14 protein-coding genes and 1 tRNA gene are annotated in these 19,128 nt (G+C 70.6%); 11 read left to right on the forward strand and 4 right to left on the reverse strand.

What is annotated here, in order from left to right:
• Positions 1–41: 41 nt before the first annotated feature.
• Positions 42–1,571 carry a PucR family transcriptional regulator gene (locus ACMW4R_RS16475; protein WP_418300451.1) on the reverse strand — a complete coding sequence of 510 codons (1,530 nt, stop codon included), beginning with the start codon at positions 1,569–1,571 and terminating at the stop codon, positions 42–44.
• Between the two features lie 92 nt (positions 1,572–1,663).
• Between ACMW4R_RS16475 and gabT the strand changes: the two genes are divergently transcribed.
• From gabT to ACMW4R_RS16500, 5 genes are all read left to right on the forward strand, one after another.
• Entirely contained in the window at positions 1,664–3,013 is a 1,350-nt protein-coding gene (gabT, locus tag ACMW4R_RS16480) for a 4-aminobutyrate--2-oxoglutarate transaminase (protein WP_418300452.1), read from the forward strand.
• A gap of 110 nt (positions 3,014–3,123) precedes the next feature.
• Positions 3,124–4,584 carry a flavin monoamine oxidase family protein gene (locus tag ACMW4R_RS16485; protein WP_058626548.1) on the forward strand — a complete coding sequence of 487 codons (1,461 nt, stop codon included), beginning with the start codon at positions 3,124–3,126 and terminating at the stop codon, positions 4,582–4,584.
• Positions 4,581–5,480 (forward strand): universal stress protein, encoded by a 900-nt coding sequence (locus ACMW4R_RS16490; protein ID WP_058597567.1) that lies wholly within the window; start codon positions 4,581–4,583, stop codon positions 5,478–5,480. The genes ACMW4R_RS16485 and ACMW4R_RS16490 overlap by 4 nt, the downstream gene beginning before the upstream one ends.
• The gene (locus ACMW4R_RS16495; protein WP_058597566.1) at positions 5,477–7,033 is read left to right on the forward strand and encodes an APC family permease; all 1,557 of its coding nucleotides are present in this window, start codon (positions 5,477–5,479) and stop codon (positions 7,031–7,033) included. The genes ACMW4R_RS16490 and ACMW4R_RS16495 overlap by 4 nt, the downstream gene beginning before the upstream one ends.
• 36 nt (positions 7,034–7,069) lie before the next feature.
• On the forward strand, positions 7,070–8,431 hold the full coding sequence (locus ACMW4R_RS16500) for an NAD-dependent succinate-semialdehyde dehydrogenase (protein ID WP_418300453.1): 1,362 nt from the start codon (positions 7,070–7,072) through the stop codon (positions 8,429–8,431).
• A 63-nt stretch (positions 8,432–8,494) separates the two neighbouring features.
• Here the strand turns inward: ACMW4R_RS16500 and ACMW4R_RS16505 are convergent, their stop codons facing one another.
• Both ACMW4R_RS16505 and ACMW4R_RS16510 read right to left on the reverse strand, forming a co-directional pair.
• The gene (locus tag ACMW4R_RS16505; RefSeq protein ID WP_418300454.1) at positions 8,495–11,278 is read right to left on the reverse strand and encodes a hypothetical protein; all 2,784 of its coding nucleotides are present in this window, start codon (positions 11,276–11,278) and stop codon (positions 8,495–8,497) included.
• A complete protein-coding gene (locus ACMW4R_RS16510; protein WP_418300455.1) occupies positions 11,275–13,152 on the reverse strand; it encodes an HSP90 family protein in 1,878 nt (625 codons plus the stop codon). The genes ACMW4R_RS16505 and ACMW4R_RS16510 overlap by 4 nt, the downstream gene beginning before the upstream one ends.
• A gap of 255 nt (positions 13,153–13,407) precedes the next feature.
• On the opposite strand from ACMW4R_RS16510, the gene ACMW4R_RS16515 reads away from it, so the two are divergent.
• The 3 genes from ACMW4R_RS16515 to nusG all read left to right on the forward strand — a co-directional run bounded on the left by ACMW4R_RS16515 (position 13,408) and on the right by nusG (position 14,981).
• Positions 13,408–13,480, forward strand: a tRNA-Trp gene (locus tag ACMW4R_RS16515).
• Between the two features lie 43 nt (positions 13,481–13,523).
• Positions 13,524–13,799 (forward strand): preprotein translocase subunit SecE, encoded by a 276-nt coding sequence (gene secE / locus ACMW4R_RS16520; protein WP_058597563.1) that lies wholly within the window; start codon positions 13,524–13,526, stop codon positions 13,797–13,799.
• Positions 13,800–13,859: 60 nt separating this feature from the next.
• A complete protein-coding gene (gene nusG, locus ACMW4R_RS16525; protein WP_058615249.1) occupies positions 13,860–14,981 on the forward strand; it encodes a transcription termination/antitermination protein NusG in 1,122 nt (373 codons plus the stop codon).
• 617 nt (positions 14,982–15,598) lie between these two features.
• On the opposite strand, the gene ACMW4R_RS16530 is transcribed toward nusG, so the two are convergent.
• Entirely contained in the window at positions 15,599–16,558 is a 960-nt protein-coding gene (locus tag ACMW4R_RS16530) for a hypothetical protein (RefSeq protein ID WP_058615250.1), read from the reverse strand.
• A 422-nt stretch (positions 16,559–16,980) separates the two neighbouring features.
• Here ACMW4R_RS16530 and rplK point away from each other — a divergent pair, with 422 nt between their 5' ends.
• The 3 genes from rplK to ACMW4R_RS16545 all read left to right on the forward strand — a co-directional run bounded on the left by rplK (position 16,981) and on the right by ACMW4R_RS16545 (position 19,103).
• Complete coding sequence (rplK, locus tag ACMW4R_RS16535; RefSeq protein WP_058595375.1) at positions 16,981–17,412, forward strand: 50S ribosomal protein L11; 432 nt, start codon at positions 16,981–16,983, stop codon at positions 17,410–17,412.
• An 11-nt stretch (positions 17,413–17,423) separates the two neighbouring features.
• Complete coding sequence (rplA, locus tag ACMW4R_RS16540; protein ID WP_058595376.1) at positions 17,424–18,116, forward strand: 50S ribosomal protein L1; 693 nt, start codon at positions 17,424–17,426, stop codon at positions 18,114–18,116.
• Between the two features lie 180 nt (positions 18,117–18,296).
• Positions 18,297–19,103, forward strand: a complete 807-nt coding sequence (locus ACMW4R_RS16545) for an amino acid ABC transporter substrate-binding protein (protein ID WP_058595377.1) — start codon at positions 18,297–18,299, stop codon at positions 19,101–19,103.
• Positions 19,104–19,128: the final 25 nt, after the last annotated feature.

Genomic DNA, 19,128 nt, shown 5'->3' on the forward strand with positions numbered 1-19,128 from the left:
CCCAGCCCCCGCCCGTTGGTCCGGTGCCCGACGGCCCCGCCCTACTCCGCCAACCGCAGCGCGGCCCACAGCTCGGCGCGGGCCGAGAACGACGACAGGTCACGACCCAGCACCCGTTCGGCCTGAGCGATCCGCGCCCGCACGGTGTGGCGATGGATGCCGAGCGCCTGGGCCGTCGCCTCGTGCGAGCAGTCGTGCGCGAGCCAGGCGTCGAGCGTCTCGAGCAGCGCCGACCCCTGCTCGGCGTCGTACTGCTGGAGCGGAGCGAGGGCCCCGGCCGCGACGGTGCGGGCGGCCTCCGAGCCGAGGGCCGCGAGCAGACCCGCGCGCGCGGTGTCGGTGAAGTCGGCGACACCGGGCGTCGCGGTCCGGTCGCGCGCGGTGCGGGCCTGGGTCACGGCGCGCGAGAACCCGTCGTACCCCGTCGGGGCGGAGGATCCGACGACGGTCTCGAAACGGTCGGCGATCTCGGCGAGGATGCCCGTCGCCCCCGTGGGGACCACGATGACGAGCCCGTCGTCGCCGCGGCCGAAGAAGAGTTCGCCGCGTCGCTCGTGCGCGCGCATCTCGAGCCACTCCGTCATCGCGGTCGAGCGCGACAGCGCCGCCGGGGTGAGCCCGACCACGACGGGGGCGGTGGGCAGCGGCCCGAAGAGGTCTCGGGCGGCGCGCCGCGCGAGCCCGGGGTCGTCGCTCCCGAGCGCCTGGACGAGCCCGGCGCGGAAGGTGCCGATCGCCCGGCCCAAACCGTCCTGCTGCTCGAGCGCGAGGGCCGCCATCGCGACGACAGCCGTGACGACGCTTCGCGCTTCGTGGTCGAGGTCGTCCGCGGCGATGGCGAGAGCCCCGCGCAGGTTCCCCCCGCGCCCCAGCGTCTGGACGCTGACCGAGACATCGTCGACTCGCAGCGTCGAGGCCGCGCGGGTTCCGCGGCGGAGCATCGTCTCGACCTCGGCCGCGACGCCGTCGACGGCCGCGTCGGCGAGCGAGCCCGCCGGGTGCGCGGTGCGCAGGGCTCCGGCCGCATCGAAGAGCCCGACCCAGCAGTCGAGCTGCCGCGAGAGCTCGGCGAGGGTGGCCGAGAGTCCGTCGGGGCGAAGGGCGGCGAGAGAGACCGCGCGCTGGGCGGCGAGCGACCAGCTGCGGCGGGCGTACGCGTCGGCCGCGATCGCCTCAGCGCCGGCACGGGCCACCGCGATGAAGGGCGTGCGGTACGGCACCTCGAACAGGGGCATCCCCGCCGCCAGACACGCGTCGGTCAGGCCGGACGGGATGCCGTCACGCACGACCTCCGTTCCGAAGCCGAGGGCGCGCACGCCCCGCGCCCGCAGACGCCCCACGTAGGCGGCGTAATCGTCGTCGGAGGCGAACTGCGTCCCGGTCGTCAGGAGGACGAGACCCTCGCTGAGGAACGGCGTCGGATCGGCGAGGTCGCTCGAGTGCACCCACCGCACCGGGCGATCGACGCTCCCGGCGGGGAGCTCGGCCTCGTCCACGGCGAGACGCAGGTGCAGATCGCCGCGCGCGAGGAGGGCGCGCAGGCTCGGCGGCGAGACGGCGGAGTCGGGCATCGATGCTCCTGTACGAGACGTATATGGCAGTGCGAGTGACTGTACAGGGGGGAGAGTGCACCGCGTTGCGCGCCGTCCGTAGCATCGCCGCCATGAGCCTCGACACCCTCCCCACCGTCGGCGGTCCCTCGCTCGCCCAGGAGCGCCGCCTCGTCACCGCCATCCCCGGCCCCCGCTCGCAGGAGCTGCTCGACCGCAAGGCCGCCGCCGTGGCATCCGGGGTCGGGCACACCGTGCCCATCCACGCCGTCGCCGCGGGTGGGGGAGTCGTCGTCGACGCCGACGGCAACTCCCTGATCGACCTCGGCTCGGGCATCGCTGTCACGAGCGTCGGCAACGCGCACCCCGCCGTCGTGAAGGCCGTCCGGGACCAGGTCGCCGCCTTCACCCACACGTGCTTCATGGTCTCGCCCTACGACTCGTACGTCGCGGTCGCCGAGGCGCTCAACCGTCTCACCCCCGGTGACCACGCCAAGAAGAGCGCGCTGTTCAACTCGGGTGCCGAGGCCGTCGAGAACGCCGTGAAGATCGCGCGCAAGCACACCGGTCGTCAGGCGGTCGTCGCCTTCGACCACGCGTACCACGGCCGCACCAACCTGACGATGGCGCTGACCGCCAAGAACATGCCGTACAAGAGCGGCTTCGGCCCCTTCGCCGCCGAGGTCTACCGCGCGCCCCTGTCGTACCCCTTCCGCGACGGCCTCTCCGGCCCCGAGGCCGCCGCCAAGGCCATCAGCCTCATCGAGAAGCAGGTCGGCGCCGAGAACCTCGCCGCCGTCATCATCGAGCCCATCCAGGGCGAGGGCGGCTTCATCGTCCCGGCCGACGGCTTCCTCAACGCGATCGTCGACTGGTGCCGCGACAACGGCGTCGTCTTCATCGCCGACGAGGTCCAGTCCGGCTTCGCCCGCACGGGCGCGATGTTCGCCTCCGAGCTGTTCGGCATCGTCCCCGACCTCGTGACGACAGCCAAGGGCATCGCGGGCGGCCTTCCCCTCGCCGCCGTCACCGGCCGCGCCGAGATCATGGACGCCACCCACACGGGCGGACTCGGAGGAACCTACGGCGGCAACCCGATCGCGTGCGCCGCGGCTCTGGCATCCATCGACGCCTTCGAGAACGAGGGGCTCGTCGAGCGCGCCCGAGAGATCGGCACGCTCCTGAAGGCCCGCCTGCACGACCTGCAGGCGAAGGACCCGCGCGTCGGGGACGTCCGTGGACACGGCGCGATGATCGCGGCCGAGTTCGTCGACCCGGCGACCGGCGCGCCCGACGCTGCGCTCACCGCGGCCGTGGCCAAGGCCGCGATCGCCGAGGGCGTCATCGTGCTCACGTGCGGGACCTACGGGAACGTCATCCGGTTCCTCCCGCCGCTGTCGATCGGCGACGAGCTGCTGAACGAGGGTCTCGACATCGTCGAGGCTGCCCTCGCCCGCAACTGACGAACGTCCCGGCGGCGGCGTCGACCCGACTCCGCCGCCGCCGGGGCCGGCGGGCCCCCCGGCCTCCGCCGGTGCAACACACAGACGTGAACGAGAAGAGAGAAGAGCTCATGGACGAGATCACCCGTGACGTGGTCGTCATCGGAGCCGGTGCCGCCGGCCTCACCGCCGCGAACGACCTGCGCAAGGCCGGCCTCTCGGTCGCTGTCCTCGAAGCGCGTGACCGCGTGGGCGGGCGCCTGTGGACCGACGTGATCGACGGCGCGATGCTCGAGCTGGGCGGCCAGTGGGTCTCGCCCGATCAGACGGCGCTCATCGACACGGTCGCCGACCTCGGGCTCGAGACCTACAGCCGCTACCGCGAGGGCGACAGCGTCTACGTGGGTCCGGACGGCGTGGCCAAGCGCTTCACGGGCGAGATGTTCCCCGTCGCTCCCGAGACCGAGCGCGTCATCGACGAGATCACCGCGCGCCTGGATGCCATGGTCGCCGAGATCGACCCGGACCGTCCGTGGGCGCACCCGAAAGCCGCCGAGTGGGACAAGATCTCGTGGGACGCGTGGCTCCGCGAGCAGACCGACGACGACGAAGCGGTGCGCAACCTCGCGTTCGCGACGGGATCGGCGATGCTGACCAAGCCCACGCACACCTTCTCGCTCCTTCAGTCGCTGTTGATGGCTTCGTCCGCGGGCTCGTACTCGCACCTCGTCGACGCCGACTTCATCCTCGACAAGCGCGTCACGGGCGGCCTGCAGCAGGTTCCCGAGCTGCTCGCCGAGCGCCTGGGCGACGACGTCTTCCTGAACCAGCCGGTGCGCCGGCTCATCTGGGGCGCCGAGACCACGACGCCGGAGCGCGCCGCGGACACGGCGACCGGTCGGCGCGTCGACGACCTTCGCGCCCTGACCGCGCGCGTCGAAGCGGCGAAGTCCTCATCCGCCGGCGTCACGGCGATCGCCGACGGGATCACCGTCCGCGCGCGCTTCGCCGTCCTGGCGCTGGCTCCCGTCCTGTACTCGCGCATCTCGTTCGAGCCCCCGCTCCCGCGTCTTCAGCACCAGATGCACCAGCACATCTCGATGGGCTTCGTCATCAAGGTGCACGCGGTCTACGAGACGCCGTTCTGGCGCGACAAGGGCCTGTCGGGCACCGCCTTCAGCCCCTACGAGCTGTCGCACGAGGCGTACGACAACACCAATCACGGTGACGAGCGCGGCACCCTCGTGGGCTTCGTCTCCGACCAGAACGCCGACGACCTCTTCCGTCTGAGCGCCGAGGAGCGCAAGGAGAAGATCCTCGAGTCGCTGTCGCACTACTACGGGCCCGAGGCCAAGAACCCGATCGTCTACTACGAGAGCGACTGGGGCACCGAGGAGTGGACCCGCGGTGCGTACGCCGCGAGCTTCGACATGGGCGGCCTTCACCGCTACGGCGCCGACCTGCGCGAGCCCGTCGGCCCGATCCACCTCGCCTGCAGCGACATGGCCGGAGCCGGTTACCAGCACGTCGACGGCGCGATCCGCCAGGGACACCGCGCCGCCGACGAGATCCTCGACCGAGCCCGCGGATGAGCGCCGCGGTCGTCGTCGGGTACACCGCGACCGATACCGGGGCCGACGCCCTCGCCCTCGGCATCCGCCTCGCCCGCGCGATCGAGGCACCGCTCGAGGTCGCGCTGGTCCTGCCCGGCGACGCCCGCAGCGTCATCACCCCGCCGGACGCGGCCTACACCCGCCACATCCGCGAGCAGGCCGAGAGCTGGTTGAACGACGCGGCGCGTCGGATTCCGGATGCCGTGCCCCACCGCACCCGCATCCGTCACGCCGACTCGTTCGCCGAGGGTCTCGTGGCCTTCGCCGACGAGATCGGTGCCGGCTACATCGTGGTCGGCGCTGCGAACGGGGGACTCCGCGGCCGCCACCGTCTCGGGACCGTCGCGTCGGAACTGCTGCACTCCTCCGACGTCCCCGTCGTCCTCGCTCCCGAGGGGTCTCGCCTCATCGACCCGGCGCTCGGCATCAGCCGGGTCACCGCCGCGATCGGCAGCCGACCCGGAGCCGACGTACTGCGCGACGAGAGTGTGCAGCTCGCGGCAGCGGCATCCGTTCCTCTTCGACTTCTATCGCTCGTGACCGTCGATCTGCCCGCGGGGCTCGAGACGGGCGCGATCCGCATCGCGGGTGCCGCGCACTCCGAGGAAGTGCTGGCACAGGCTCGCGCCGAGCTTCCCGCCGACGTCGCCGCCGAGGTCGTCGTCGCCGACGGAGACAGCATCGAAGAGGCGGTGCGCGATCTCGCGTGGGATCCCGCCGAGCTCGCGATCGTCGGCTCCAGCCGGCTCGCCCAGCCGCGACGCCTCTTCCTCGGCTCGACCGCGGCGAAGATGCTGCACGAACTCCCCGTTCCTCTCGTCGTCGTGCCACGAAGTCGTGCCGACGTTCCCGTCCAGGAAGGACCGCGGCCATGACCGCACCCGCACCCGCCACCGGCAGTGAGGCCGGCGGTCTGTCGAAGAAGGGCCTGAGCGCCGGCACGATCGGCCTCATCGGCGCCGTCGTCATCGGCATCTCGTGCATCGCGCCCGCGTACACGTTCACCGCCGCGATCGGTCCGACCGTGGGTGCGGTGGGCGTCCAGGTGCCGGCGATCATCCTCGTCGGCTTCATCCCGATGCTGCTCGTCGCCTTCGGCTATCGCGAGCTGAACAACCGGATGCCGGACTCCGGCACGTCCTTCACCTGGGCCTCGCGGGCCTTCGGACCGTGGATCGGCTGGATGGCGGGATGGGGCCTCATCGCCGCCACGATCATCGTGCTGTCGAACCTCGCCGGCATCGCCGTCGACTTCCTGTTCCTGTTGATCTCGCAGCTCACCGGCCAGCCCGGCATCGCCGATCTGGCCTCGAACCTCGGCATCAACATCGTCGTGTGCCTGCTGTTCGTGCTCGGAGCCACCGTGGTGTCGTACCGCGACATGCAGACCACGCAGAAGCTGCAGTACGTCCTCGTGACCTTCCAGGTCCTCGTGCTCGTCGTCTTCGCGGTGGTGGCGATCACCCACGCGGTGCAGGGCAACGCCTTCGACGCGACGCCCTTCTCGTGGGAGTGGTTCAACCCGTTCGCGGTGTCGTCGTTCAGCGCCTTCGCGGCAGGGGTGTCGTTGTCGATCTTCATCTTCTGGGGGTGGGACGTGACGCTCACCATGAACGAGGAGACGAAGGACCCCGAGAAGACACCCGGCCGCGCGGCGACCATCACGGTTCTCACGATCGTCTCGCTCTACCTGCTGCTCGCGGTGTCGATGATCATGTTCGCCGGGATCGGCGACGGGGAATTCGGACTCGGCAACCCGTCCATCCAGGACAACGCCTTCTTCGCCCTGGCCGGCCCGATCCTCGGGCCCTTCGCGGCGTTCGTGTCGCTCGCGGTGCTGACCAGCTCGGCGTCGTCGCTGCAGTCCACCTTCGTCGGCCCGGCCCGCACGCTCCTCGCGATGGGGCACTACGGCGCCCTGCCCGAGCGGTTCGCCAAGGTCAGCCCCCGCTTCTTCACGCCGGGGTACGCCACGATCGTCTCGGCGATCGTCGCCGCCGGGTTCTACGCCGTCATGCGGGTGGTCAGCGTCAACGTGCTCAGCGACACGATCCTCACGCTCGGCATCATGATCTGCTTCTACTACGGGCTGACCGCGTTCGCGTGCGTCTGGTACTTCCGCAAGCAGTGGTTCGACTCGGTGCGCAACGTCTTCTTCACGCTGCTGTTCCCGCTCGTGGGCGGGGTGATCCTCGCCGTCATCTTCGTCACCACGCTGATCGACAGCATGAACCCCGAGTACGGCAGCGGTTCCGAGATCGGCGGCGTGGGACTCGTCTTCATCCTCGGAATGACCATCATCCTGCTGGGAGTGGCGATCATGGTCTGGCAACGTGTGCGCCGCCCGGCCTTCTTCCGGGGCGAGACCCTCTCGATCGACGCTCCCGCCAGCGCTCGCCGCGATCGCCGCGCCACCGCACGTCCCTGACCGACCACCCACCACGACAGAAACGGACCGACACCCATGAGCGATTACGCCGTCGTCAACCCGGCCACGGGCGAGACCCTCGCCGAGTACGACACCCTGTCCGACGCCGGAGTGGAAGCCGCCATCGCGTCGGCCCACGACGGGTTCCGCGTCTGGTCGCGGACCGCGCCCGCCGAGCGCGCCGAGGGACTGCGCCGCGTCGCCGAGCTGCACCGGGAGCGTCGCGACGACCTCGCCGCGATCATCGTGCGCGAGATGGGCAAGCCCCTCGAAGCCGCGCTCGGTGAGGTCGACTTCGCCGCCGACATCACGGAGTACTACGCCGACAACATCGACAGGATCACCGGCGACACCCCGATCGACATCCTCGGCGAGGGCACCGCGGTGATCCGGCGCTCGGGCCTGGGCGTGCTCCTCGGCATCATGCCGTGGAACTTCCCGTACTACCAAGTGGCCCGCTTCGCCGCTCCGAACCTCGCGGTGGGCAACACCATCCTCCTCAAGCACGCGCCCCAGTGCCCCGAGTCGGCCGAGGCCCTCCAGCTGATCTACCGCGACGCGGGGCTCCCCGAGGGGGCGTACGTCAACGTCCGTGTGACCAACGACCAGGCGGCGACCATCATCGCCGACCGCCGTGTCCAGGGCGTGTCGGTCACCGGTTCCGAGCGGGCCGGGTCCGCGGTCGCCGAGATCGCCGGCCGCCACCTCAAGAAGGTCGCGCTCGAGCTCGGCGGCTCCGACCCCTTCATCCTCCTGTCCACCGACGATCTGGATGCCGCGGTCCAGGCCGCCGTGGATGCGCGTCTCGACAACGTGGGCCAGTCCTGCAACGGCGCCAAGCGCTTCATCGTCGTCGACGACCTCTACGACGCGTTCCTCGAGAAGTTCACCGCCGCCCTCGGCGAGGCGAAGGTCGGCGACCCGTTCGCCGAGGACACGGTTCTCGGCCCGCTGTCGTCGCTCGCCGCTGCTGAGCGCCTCGATGAGCAGGTGCAGCGCGCGGTCGCCCAGGGCGCGAAGATCGAGGTCGGCGGCACGCGCGACGGCGCCTTCTACCCGGGCACGGTCCTCACCGGCGTCACGAGCGACATGGACGCGTACGGCGAGGAGTTCTTCGGCCCGGTCGGCACGGTCTACCGCGTCTCGGGCGAAGACGAGGCGGTCGCCCTCGCCAACGACACGAGTTTCGGTCTCGGTTCCTACGTGTTCACGACGGATGCCGATCAGGCGGAGCGCGTCGCCGACCGACTCGAGGCGGGCATGGTCTACGTCAACCTCGTGCTCGCCGACTCCCCGGAGCTCCCGTTCGGCGGAGTGAAGCGCAGCGGGACCTCGCGGGAGCTGGGCCTGCTGGCGGCGGACGAGTTCGTCAACAAGAAGCTCATCCGCACGGCCTGACGCCGACGAGAAGACGGCGGCATCCTTTCTGGATGCCGCCGTCTTCGCGTTTTTCGCGGGGCGTCAAGCGGGCAGGGTGCTCCGGACCTCCGCGGCCTCCCCGTGGCGGCCGAGGCCCTCGAGCGCGTCCCCGAGGTCGATCGCCACCGCCTGGCGCAGCTGCTCCTCGTCGGCCGCGTGCTCGAGCGCCGAACGCAGGACCGCGACGGCTTCCTCGGTGCGCTCGGCGCCGAGGAGGATGCGCGCGGCGACGAATTCGGAACCGCCCGCCTGCGGGACGCCCCCGACCGAGAGGAACCCGTCGGCCGCCTGCAGCGCGCAGGCCACCGCTTCGTCGACCCGACCCGCGTTCGCGAGGAACCGGGCGCGCGTGTCGAGCAGATCGGCGACGAGCCACGGAGCGTCGTCCGCGCGACCGATCTCGATCGCTTCGTCGAGGGGCGTGAGAGCGTCGTCGTCGCCCCGGTACGCCTTGACCTGGGCGAGAGAGTGCAGCGCGTCCGCGAGCATCCCGCGGTTCTCCGGGTCGGTTCGCGCGACCTCGACCGCCGTGGTCAGGGTGTCGACCGACTCGTCCGTCTCGCCGAGGCGTCCGAGCAGTTGGGCCCACGCGACGAGTGCCGAGGCGCGACGAGCGGGTTCGTCCGCTTCTTCGTGCAGGTCGGCGGTGATCTCCCAGGCGCGCAGCGCGTTCCCCCACTCCTCGGCGTGCTCGAAGGCGCGAGCGAGCAGACCGACCGTGATCGCGCGCGACCCGGGAGCCTCGCCGGCCGCCGTCTCGTCCTGCAGGACCTCGTCGATCACCTCCACGGCCTCGTGCGCGGCGCCCGTCGCGAGGAGTGCGCGGCCGAGCCCGTACCGCAAGGCGACCGTCGACTCGCCGGCGGCCTCGAGGCGCTGCACCGCGACGCGGTAGCTCGCGACGGCGCGCTCGTTCTGGCCGGCGCGCTCCGCGAACTGAGCGCCCAGAGACAGGGCGGTCGCGACCACCTGCCCGTCGGCGTCCCACGTGAGGAGGAGTCGAGCTGCCTCGTCGGCGTCGTCGGCTCCGCGGGAGGGGTCCCCCAGGGACTCCCGGAGCACCGCCCGGTCGGTCAGGACGTGGACTCGCCGTCCGACCTCCAGTCGGTCATCCGCGAGGAGTTCGTCGAGCACCGCGATCGCGTCCGCGGGCGCCTGCTTCTCGCGATGGATGTCGGCTTCCGTGTGGGCGAGCGCGTGGACACGATCGATGTCGCCCACCCGTGCGTGGAGCTCGCGTGCCTCGCGGACCGTGCGGAGGGCCTCATCGAGACGGCCGGCGACCATGTGCCCGTACGTCACGATCGTCAGGAGTTGACCTCGCACCCCCGCCGGAGCATCCGGGTGCTCCTCGAGCGCGCGGGAGGCGAACACGTCGTCCTTCCCGAAGAGGGCAGGCCCGAGCTTCTCCTCGAGGTCGGCTCGCGCCTCGTCGCCGACGGCGCGCAGCGCGTCCACCCGTGCGGCGAGCACCTGCGCGGCGTCGTCGAGGCGTTCCTCCGCGAGCAGGCCGCGCAGCAGCTGGAAGGTCAGGGGCAGGCGGTCGGCAGCGTCGGCGTCGTCGAGCACGTCGGCGATCGCGTCGATCGACGAGGCGGTGCCGAGAGCCCCGAGCATGCGCGCGCGCACACGCCTCTCCGCGGGCGTCCATTCGCGAGGCGCCGACACCGGAGCCGCGAAACCCCCGGACGACAGCGGGACGTCGTAGTGCTCGTCGGCCAGGGCGCGCGTGCGCTCGAGGCGCCGCGCGTGCGCGTCGGTCCCGTTGCGTTCGTCGAAGGCTCGCGCGATCTCCTCGGCCCGAGCCCAGCAGAGAACGGCGAGATCGGATGCCGTCAGCTCCGCGTCGCGCGAACCGAACAGCGGCGCGAGCTCCGCGGCATCCGATCCCCGCACCGGAGTGTCGCCGTGGCCCGAGCGGGTCACGGCATCCAGGGCCAGGCCGAAGGCGGCCAGGGCCTCCTGGTGAGCCTCCGCGTTGAGACCGTCGTGGGTGAGCCAGCGCAGATGCTTCTCGATCAGGCTGAGAGCGCGCGCTTCGTTGCCGGTCACGGTGCAGAAGACCACGTGGTCGGCGATGATCGTGAGGTTGTCCGGGTTGTCGCGCGCGAGGCGGTAGCTGCGCGAATGGAAGGAACGGGCCTCGTCAAATCGTCCGGCGCGCAGCAGCGGGAGCAGCACGAGAGCGAGGGCGCGCTCGGGCTCCTCGCCGCAGGTGAATCCGCCCTCCACCATCTCCTCGACGAGGCGGATCGACTCGTCTTCGCGCCCGGTCTCGGCGAAGAAACCGGCGAACTGGCTGCGCACACACGCGTCGCAGTGGCTGTAGTCGTCGCGCGGGGTGGCCTCCAGGCGCTCGCGCAGCGCGGCCGCCTCCTCGATGCGGCCCGCGGCCCACGCGTCTTCGAAGCGGGCCATGAGCGCGCCGCTCAGGCCGACCCCGGCTCGGCGGTAGTGCTGCTCCATGTCGTCGAGCACCGCTTCGATCTGCTCGCTCGCGAACTCGGGCGAACCGCGCAGCGCGCCCGCCATCCACTTGTACTGCCACAGCAGGTCGCCCGCGGGCTCGAGCTCCGCGGGGAACCGCTCGGGGTCGGACTCGTGCTGCGCGAGGCACCAGGCGAACGAGGTCAGCATGAGGTCGGTGTCGCCGATCATGTTGGCGCTCGAGGTCTGCCGGAGACGTGCTTCGTACTCCAGTCGGGTGTCCCCGCTCTCCTGCGCTCGCGCGACCGCCTCGGCGACGAGAGCCCTCTCTTCCGGTCCCCAGGGCGTCCGGTCGATCTCGTCGAACAGGGCGCGGATGCTTTCGGCGGCGGCGGTCATGCGGATCCTTCCGGAGAGATGCGAGGTGAGACGGTCGGGCCGTCGTCGCCGGGCTGCGGCGCCGCGGCGGGCGTGAGGGACGGCGAGGTGGCGAGATCGACGAGGTCGGCGAGAGCCGACGACATCAACGCGCGATCGGCGGTGCCGAGGGGATGATGCCCGGCGAGCAGCGCCTGCACGTACAGCACCTGCACGCCGGCGCTGAACGCCCGGCCCTCGGGAGCGTGCGCGAGACGCTGCACGGTCGGGTTGGTCCAGTTCAGGCACAGGCGCGACGACGGCGCGGCCTGCGTCTCGTCTCGCCCGCGCGTGCCGGCGCGCTCGGCCCGATCGAGGACGCCCGCCCACAGCGCCCCGCCCGCGCTGCGGGCACGGCCGCGATCGAGCGCGCGCAACACCTCGGGGTCGGCGACGAAGAGCGCGGCGGCCTCGGGCCGTTCGAAGGAACGCACGACGACCTCCACGGTCGCGAGAGCGTCTCGCGCGCGGCTCTCGAGCGAGACCACGGCGGCTCGCTGGTCCAGCGGCGGGGGAGCGAGCCGGTCGATCTCGTCGGCCACGTCGACGGCTTCGACACGCACGTCGGGGAACACCTCGGGAAGCAGCCGGACCAGCTCGTCGTCGTAAAGGTAGCCGCCGTTCACGAGCGTCGTTCCGGTGGGCGCGACGCTCACGACCTGCCGGAACGCCTCGACCGTCTCCGCGTAGCGGACGGGGGAGGAACGCCGCACGAGGTCGTCGATCCGCAGTCGTCCGACGTTCGTCTCGACCGACAGCCACGGCACGATGAAGCGCGCCAGCTCGTCGTCGTGACGCACGAGCGATTTCAGGGCCACCTCGTGCACGCCGACGAACTGCGCCAGACGCAGGGGATCGCTCAGCGCGAGGTCGAGGATCCACCGACGCACGGCATCCCCCAGCTCGGTCCGGGTCTGCTCGAGTGCGTCGTCGTCGACGAGCGCCTCGCGGCTCGCGGTGGGGTGAAGGCCCGCCGAATCGACGACGGCCCGCACGAAGAACGCCCAGTCCGGCAGCAGATCCTCGGCCCTCTCGGTGAGCAGCATGCGCTGGAGGTAGACGCGTGTGCTCTGGCGGGCGGTGGATGCCGGGGCGAACGGCAGCACGAACGCCAAGCCGCGCGTCTGCGTGGCGGGCACCGACAGGGGGATGACCGCAAGCGGCTCGGCGCCGAGGAGTTCCCGGCCGTAGGCCGCCTGTTCCTCGCGGTCGTCGCCGAGGAACGGGGGAGGCGCGGTGACGGTCGTCTCGCCGCCCGACGGGAGGTCGACGCTCACCGTCACGGGAAGATAGCGGCCGAACGTCTCGGCGAGCTCGACGATGGTCGCCGTGCTCAGCAGCGAGCGGCTGTCGCCGCGCGGTCGCAGGTGCACGCTCGTTCCCACGGGGATGTCATCGGCGCCGGGGCCGACCTCGAAGGTGCCGTCGGCGTGACCGACCCACTCGACCGGGTCGGTGCCGTGCGCGCTGCGCGAACGGATCACGATGTCATCGCACACCATGAAGCACGACAGCATCCCGATGCCGAACTGCCCGAGGAAGTCGGAGCGCGGCAGGTCGAACATGTCGCGCTTGGAACTGCGGCCGACGGTCGCGAGCAGATCCGCAACGTCGTCGGGGGTCAGACCGACGCCGTCGTCGCGCAGGACGAATTCTTCGGATGCCGCGCTGACCGGCGTGATGCGGACGCGCCCGCCCGCGCCGTCGACCCCTCGGCGTGCGGCGATCGCGTCGACGGCGTTCTGCAGGAGCTCTCGGAGGAACACGCGGGGACCCGAATAGATGTGGCGGCTCAACAGGTCGATCACGCCGCGCAGATCGACCTGGAACTGCTGGGCGGGGGGCTGTGAGCTCATCCGTGGTCCTCGATCCTCACCGGTCGCCGCAGTGTCGGGGGCCAGAATGGCGACCATCCTCCAGCCTATCCAGAGGCCCTCTGCGCGGCACGGCGGGGTGGGGGAGTTCGTCGGCGGTGCGCCCGATGCCGTACACTTGCAGTGCAGTCGAAATCTGCATTCTTTCGCCGTGCCTCGCGCACAGGCGGCATCCCTCCCCGAGAGATCCGTGGCGAAGGCGTGCCGGGTTTCGAATCCTGGATCCATCCGGATCTTAGGGCGGTAGCTCAATTGGCAGAGCAGCGGTCTCCAAAACCGCAGGTTGCAGGTTCGATTCCTGTCCGCCCTGCGCACAGCACACGCTGGCAACGAATAGCGACCTAGGTGGTTCGATGACGCAGGACGAGGCGAAGGGCGAGGTCGTCGCTGACCGCGGCGCGCCCCGCGAGAAGAAGCTCAACTTCTTCGCGCGGATCGCTCTTTTCATCCGTCAGGTCTTCACGGAGCTGCGCAAGGTCGTCACGCCCACGCGGCAGGAGCTGATCAAGTTCACCCTCGTGGTCCTCGGGTTCGTCGTCGTGATGATGGCGCTCGTGTACGGCCTCGACCTGCTGTTCGTGTGGCTGACCAGCGCCGTCTTCGGCGTCCCGAGCACCGCCGGCGCCTGACCGGCGCTACGGCGACGAGCGGCCCCACGAGCGGTCGCACTTCAACGGAAGAGATCATCAGTGTCTGAAAGATATGTCGACGACGCCGATTGGGCGACGGCTGCCGAGCAGTCCAGCGAAGACGACGAAGCCCAGGAGGGCAACGTGCTCGCCTCGCAGGAGCACGCCTCCGACGCGGCTGAGCACACCGCCGTCCACGTCGTGGACGACGCCGACGACGCGGATGCCGACGACGATCTCGACGACATCGACATCACCGACCCGGAGGCTGACGCGATCGTGAACGACGCTCTCGAGATCGACGAGACCAGCGAGGCCGAGGCCGCCGCCGAGGTCCTGAACGACGCCCTCGCCGAGGAGCAGGCCGAAGAGGCCGCCGAAGCCGCCGACGAGGTCACCCCCTACGACGGTCCCGACATCAACGGCGAGCCCGACGCGCCGGTCCTCGACGACGAGTTCGTCGACGAGGTGCAGGCCGCCGCCGGCGTGGTCGACGAGGTCGAGGCATCCGAGTCTCCCGCCGACGCGGCGACCGACGTCGACGAGATCGACGAAGACGCCGACCCCTACGAGGCGTTCCGCGCCGAGCTGCGTTCGCTCCCCGGCAAGTGGTACGTCATCCACTCCTACGCCGGCTTCGAGCGCAAGGTGAAGGCCAACATCGAGCAGCGCAAGTCGACGCTCGAGGTCGAGGACGACATCTACCAGGTCGAGGTCCCCATGGAGGACGTCGTCGAGATCAAGAACGGCCAGCGCAAGATGGTCAACCGCGTGCGCATCCCCGGCTACGTGCTGGTGCGCATGGACCTCAACGAAGACACCTGGTCGGTCGTCCGCCACACCCCCGGTGTCACCGGCTTCGTGGGCAACGCCCACAACCCGACGCCGCTGCGTTTCGAAGAGGCCTTCAACATGCTGAAGAGCCTCGTCGAGGTCAAGGAAGCCGCTCCGGCCAAGGCGGGTGCCGCCAAGGGCGCTCCGGTCGCGACGCGCTCCATCCCGGCCGAGGTCGACTTCGAGACCGGCGAGACCATCACGATCAAGGAAGGCTCCTTCGCGGGCCTGCCCGGCACGATCAGCGAGATCAAGCCCGAGAGCGGCAAGCTCACGGTGCTCGTGTCGCTCTTCGAGCGTGAGACCCCGGTCGAGCTTTCGTTCGACCAGGTCACCAAGATGATCTGACGCCCCGCGCGTCCTCGCGAACGCCCCGTCCGGCCCCGCCGGCGGGGCGTTCGCCGTTCCCCGCGGCTCGTCCCGCGTCGGACGTGTGCGCGACCTCCGCCGGGGCTCCTGCACGCGCGGCCGCTGTGTGGGCCACGCATAAACGCGATCCACTCGCATAAACGCGCTGTGCACGTGTTTTTGTGAGCGAACGGCGTTTATACGCGGCTGCCGCCCGTATGGCGGCGCCGCCGGGTCCCCGGCGCACGGTCGCACGCCCACGGACGCGTCGCTTGCTGCGCGCCGTGCTCGCCGCCCCGCCGTTCCGCCGCACATAAACGCGATCCACTCGCAGAAACGCGCTGTGCACGTGTTTCTGTGCGCGAACGGCGTTTATGCGCGATTGGCGCCCGCGTGGCGGAGCCGCCGGGACCCGGCGCACGGGCGCACCCCGCGGACGAGTCGCTTGCTGCGCGCCGTGCTCGCCGCCCCGCCGAACATAAACGCGATCCACTCGCAGAAACGCGCTCTGCACGTGTTTCTGTGCGCGAACGGCGTTTATGCGCGGCTGCCCCAGTCGGCCGGGGCTTCGCTTCTGCACGTCTCGGTGCGCAACGGACCGCGCTGCACGCCGAGGCTCAGGTCGAGCGCGGATTCCGACCCACGGCCGAAAGGGCTGCGAGGTCGGGGCGTCGCACCGGACGCAACCCGGCTGCGAGCAGCGCATCGCGCAGGGCGTCGACCCCGAGAGCGCCCGCGTAGTCCCAGCGTGCGACGCGCCACCCCTGTCGGCGAAGGGCGTCTTCGCGCTGTTTCTCCGCGCGCAGCGCTTCAGCAGCCGCAGCGGGATCATGCAGGCCGTATTTCGACCACCCGTCGCTCTCGCCGATCACTCGATGTTCCGGCCAGCAGAAGTCCGACCTGTACGTGCGCCCCTCGACTTGATGCTCCGTCTGAAGCGCCGGAGCGGGGAACCCGCACCACTCGATGACGGCTCGGCTGATCGACTCGCCCGGCGACTCGGCCATCGGCACGGCGCGCGTCAGCGCCCACTGCGCCCGGCGCACTCCGAACGTGTTGCTCTGTTCGAGCAGACGTTCCAGGAACTGTTCGGCGTCCAGGCCGAACGTCCGTGACGCCGCATCCGCGACCGCCAGCCCGAGCGCCGGGGGGAGAGCGCGGGCGAGGTCGACGACGACGTTCGGGATGGTCGTGATCCGGATGCCGGCCACCTCGCACGTCGATCGCGGATCGGCGCTCGTGTGCACGGTGACGTCGCCGTAAGACACCGACCGCGCGCGACGTCCGTCGAAGATGTGGATCATGCGCGGCTCCCCGAACACCGGCAGTCCGACCAGCGCCGCTGCGGACTCGTGCGAGAACACCGCATCTCTTCGTGCCACGGCGAACGCGTGGACTCGTACCAGGTAACGCTCCCACGGTGCGAGGCCGTCCCACGCGGTACGAACGGTGTACACACCCGAGCGGACGCGCAGCAGCGACTCGTCGCGCCAGAGTGGCGGTCCGGATCGCGGCGCGCCCGAGGCCACGATCAGCGGTGCGGGCGAGGCGCGGAGCGCCCGGGGTGCGGTGTCCATTCCGCGAGGGTGCCACGTTCTCGCGCGCCGCTCGGGACGCCTGTGGATAACCACCGGCGCGGTCGCCGCATAAACGCGATCCGCGCGCAGAAACACGTGCGCATCGCGTTTCTGTGCGCGGAGAGCGTTTATGCGTGGGGGAACCGCCGCGCCGCACCCGCCCACCCGCGCCGCGGACCGCCCCGCCGGCCAGCGACGCGGCCCCGCCCCCGGCACTCACCCGCGCCGTGACCCCGCCCACCCGCGACGCCGGACGCCAGACGCCCGACGCCGGACGCCAGACGCCGGACACCGGATGCCGCGACGTGGCGTATGATGTGAAGGTTGCTCGTGCGTCAGCACGGCGACGACCGCTGTCCGGAACCGCCGGACGTGCGGGAGAGAGGGAGCCGCGAGGCACCCGCTCGAGAGAGGAAAAGGATATGGCACCCAAGAAGAAGGTGACCGGCCTGATCAAGCTCCAGATCAACGCCGGTGCCGCCAACCCGGCGCCGCCGATCGGCCCCGCGCTCGGTCAGCACGGCGTCAACATCATGGAGTTCTGCAAGGCCTACAACGCCGCGACCGAGTCGCAGCGCGGCAACGTGATCCCCGTCGAGATCACGGTGTACGAGGACCGCAGCTTCACGTTCATCCTGAAGACGCCCCCCGCGGCCGAGCTCATCAAGAAGGCCGCCGGCCTGCAGAAGGGCTCCGCCACCCCGCACACGACCAAGGTGGGCAAGCTCACCAAGGAGCAGGTGCGTCAGATCGCCGAGACCAAGCAGCCCGACCTGAACGCGAACGACATCGAGGCCGCCTCGAAGATCATCGCCGGCACCGCCCGTTCCATGGGCATCACGGTTGAGGACTGAGGGAGATAACAATGGCTACCAAGTCCAAGGCATACCGGGCCGCCGCTGAGAAGGTCGCGCCCGACACGTTCTACACCCCGACCGAGGCCGTTGCCCTCGCGAAGGAGACCGGCTCGAAGAAGTTCGACTCGACCGTCGAGGTCGCGCTGAAGCTCTCGGTCGACCCCCGCAAGGCCGACCAGATGGTCCGCGGCACGGTCATCCTGCCCCACGGCACGGGTAAGACCGCGCGCGTCATCGTCTTCGCCAACGGCCCCGCGGCCGAGGCGGCTCTCGCCGCCGGCGCCGACGAGGTCGGCGGCACCGAGCTCATCGAGAAGGTCGCCGGCGGTTACACCGCGTTCGACGCGGCCGTCGCCACGCCCGAGCTCATGGGCCAGGTCGGTCGCCTCGGTAAGGTCCTCGGACCCCGCGGCCTCATGCCGAACCCCAAGACCGGCACCGTGACCCCCAACCCGGCCAAGGCCGTCGAGGAGATCAAGGGCGGAAAGATCGAGTTCCGCGTCGACAAGCACGCCAACGTCCACTTCGTGGTCGGCAAGGCGTCGTTCTCGGCCGAGCAGCTCGACGAGAACCTGAAGGCCGCGCTCGAGGAGATCGTCCGCCTCAAGCCGTCGAGCTCGAAGGGCCGTTACATCCAGAAGGGCGCTGTCTCGACCACGTTCGGTCCCGGCATCCCGCTGGACGTCAACGTCCTCGTCTGACGACCGTCACCGGAAGCCCCGCTGCGCCTCGCGCCGGCGGGGCTTCCGCGTGTCAGCAGCACCCCGCACCTGCACGGACGTGCAACACGGCGTCATCCGGGAAGACTCCCACCGCGCTCCGTGTTGTGCTGAAAGGCGCTTTCGCGCCTCACCTCCCACCCCCACCACCAAGGAACAGCTATGCCCCGTCGCCGTTTGACCGTCCTCGCCGCCACCCTGGGCCTGAGCGCCCTCGCGCTGACCGCCTGCAGCGGCGGCACGACCTCCGGAGCGACCCCCGGCGCGGGATCGGAGTACGGCCTCGTCTCGGACGGCACCCTGACGGTCGCGACCGAGGGCACCTACCGCCCGTTCTCGTTCCACGAGGGCGCGGGCGACCTGACCGGCTTCGACGTCGAGATCGCGAAGGCCGTGGGTGACAAGCTCGGCCTCGAGGTGAAATTCCAGGAGACGCAGTGGGACGCGATCTTCGCGGGCCTGGATGCCGGCCGCTTCGACGTCATCGCGAACCAGGTGTCGATCAACCCGGAGCGTCAGCAGAAGTACACCTTCAGCGACCCGTACACCGTGTCGCGCGGCGTCATCGTCACCACGGACAGTGACACCTCGATCTCGAGCTTCGCCGACCTCGCAGGCAAGACCACCGCCCAGTCGCTCACGAGCAACTGGTACGAGCTCGCGACCCAGAGCGGCGCCCAGGTCGAGGCCGTCGAGGGCTGGGCGCAGGCCGTCGCCCTGCTCAAGCAGGGTCGTGTGGATGCCACGATCAACGACCAGCTGACCTACCTCGACTACGAGAAGACGAACAGCCCCACGGGCCTGAAGATCGCGGCCCAGACCGACGACACCTCCGAGAGCGCCTTCGCGTTCAAGAAGGGCCAGGACAAGCTCGCGGAGGCCGTGAACGGTGCTCTCGAGGAGCTTCGCGCCGACGGCACGCTCGCCGAGATCAGCCAGAAGTACTTCGGTGAGGACGTCACCCAGTAAGCACGCGCTGTAAACCCCCGCGGAC

It is taken from the genome of Microbacterium sp. S1037 (genome assembly GCF_048381605.1).
Classification (GTDB): domain Bacteria; phylum Actinomycetota; class Actinomycetes; order Actinomycetales; family Microbacteriaceae; genus Microbacterium; species Microbacterium testaceum_B.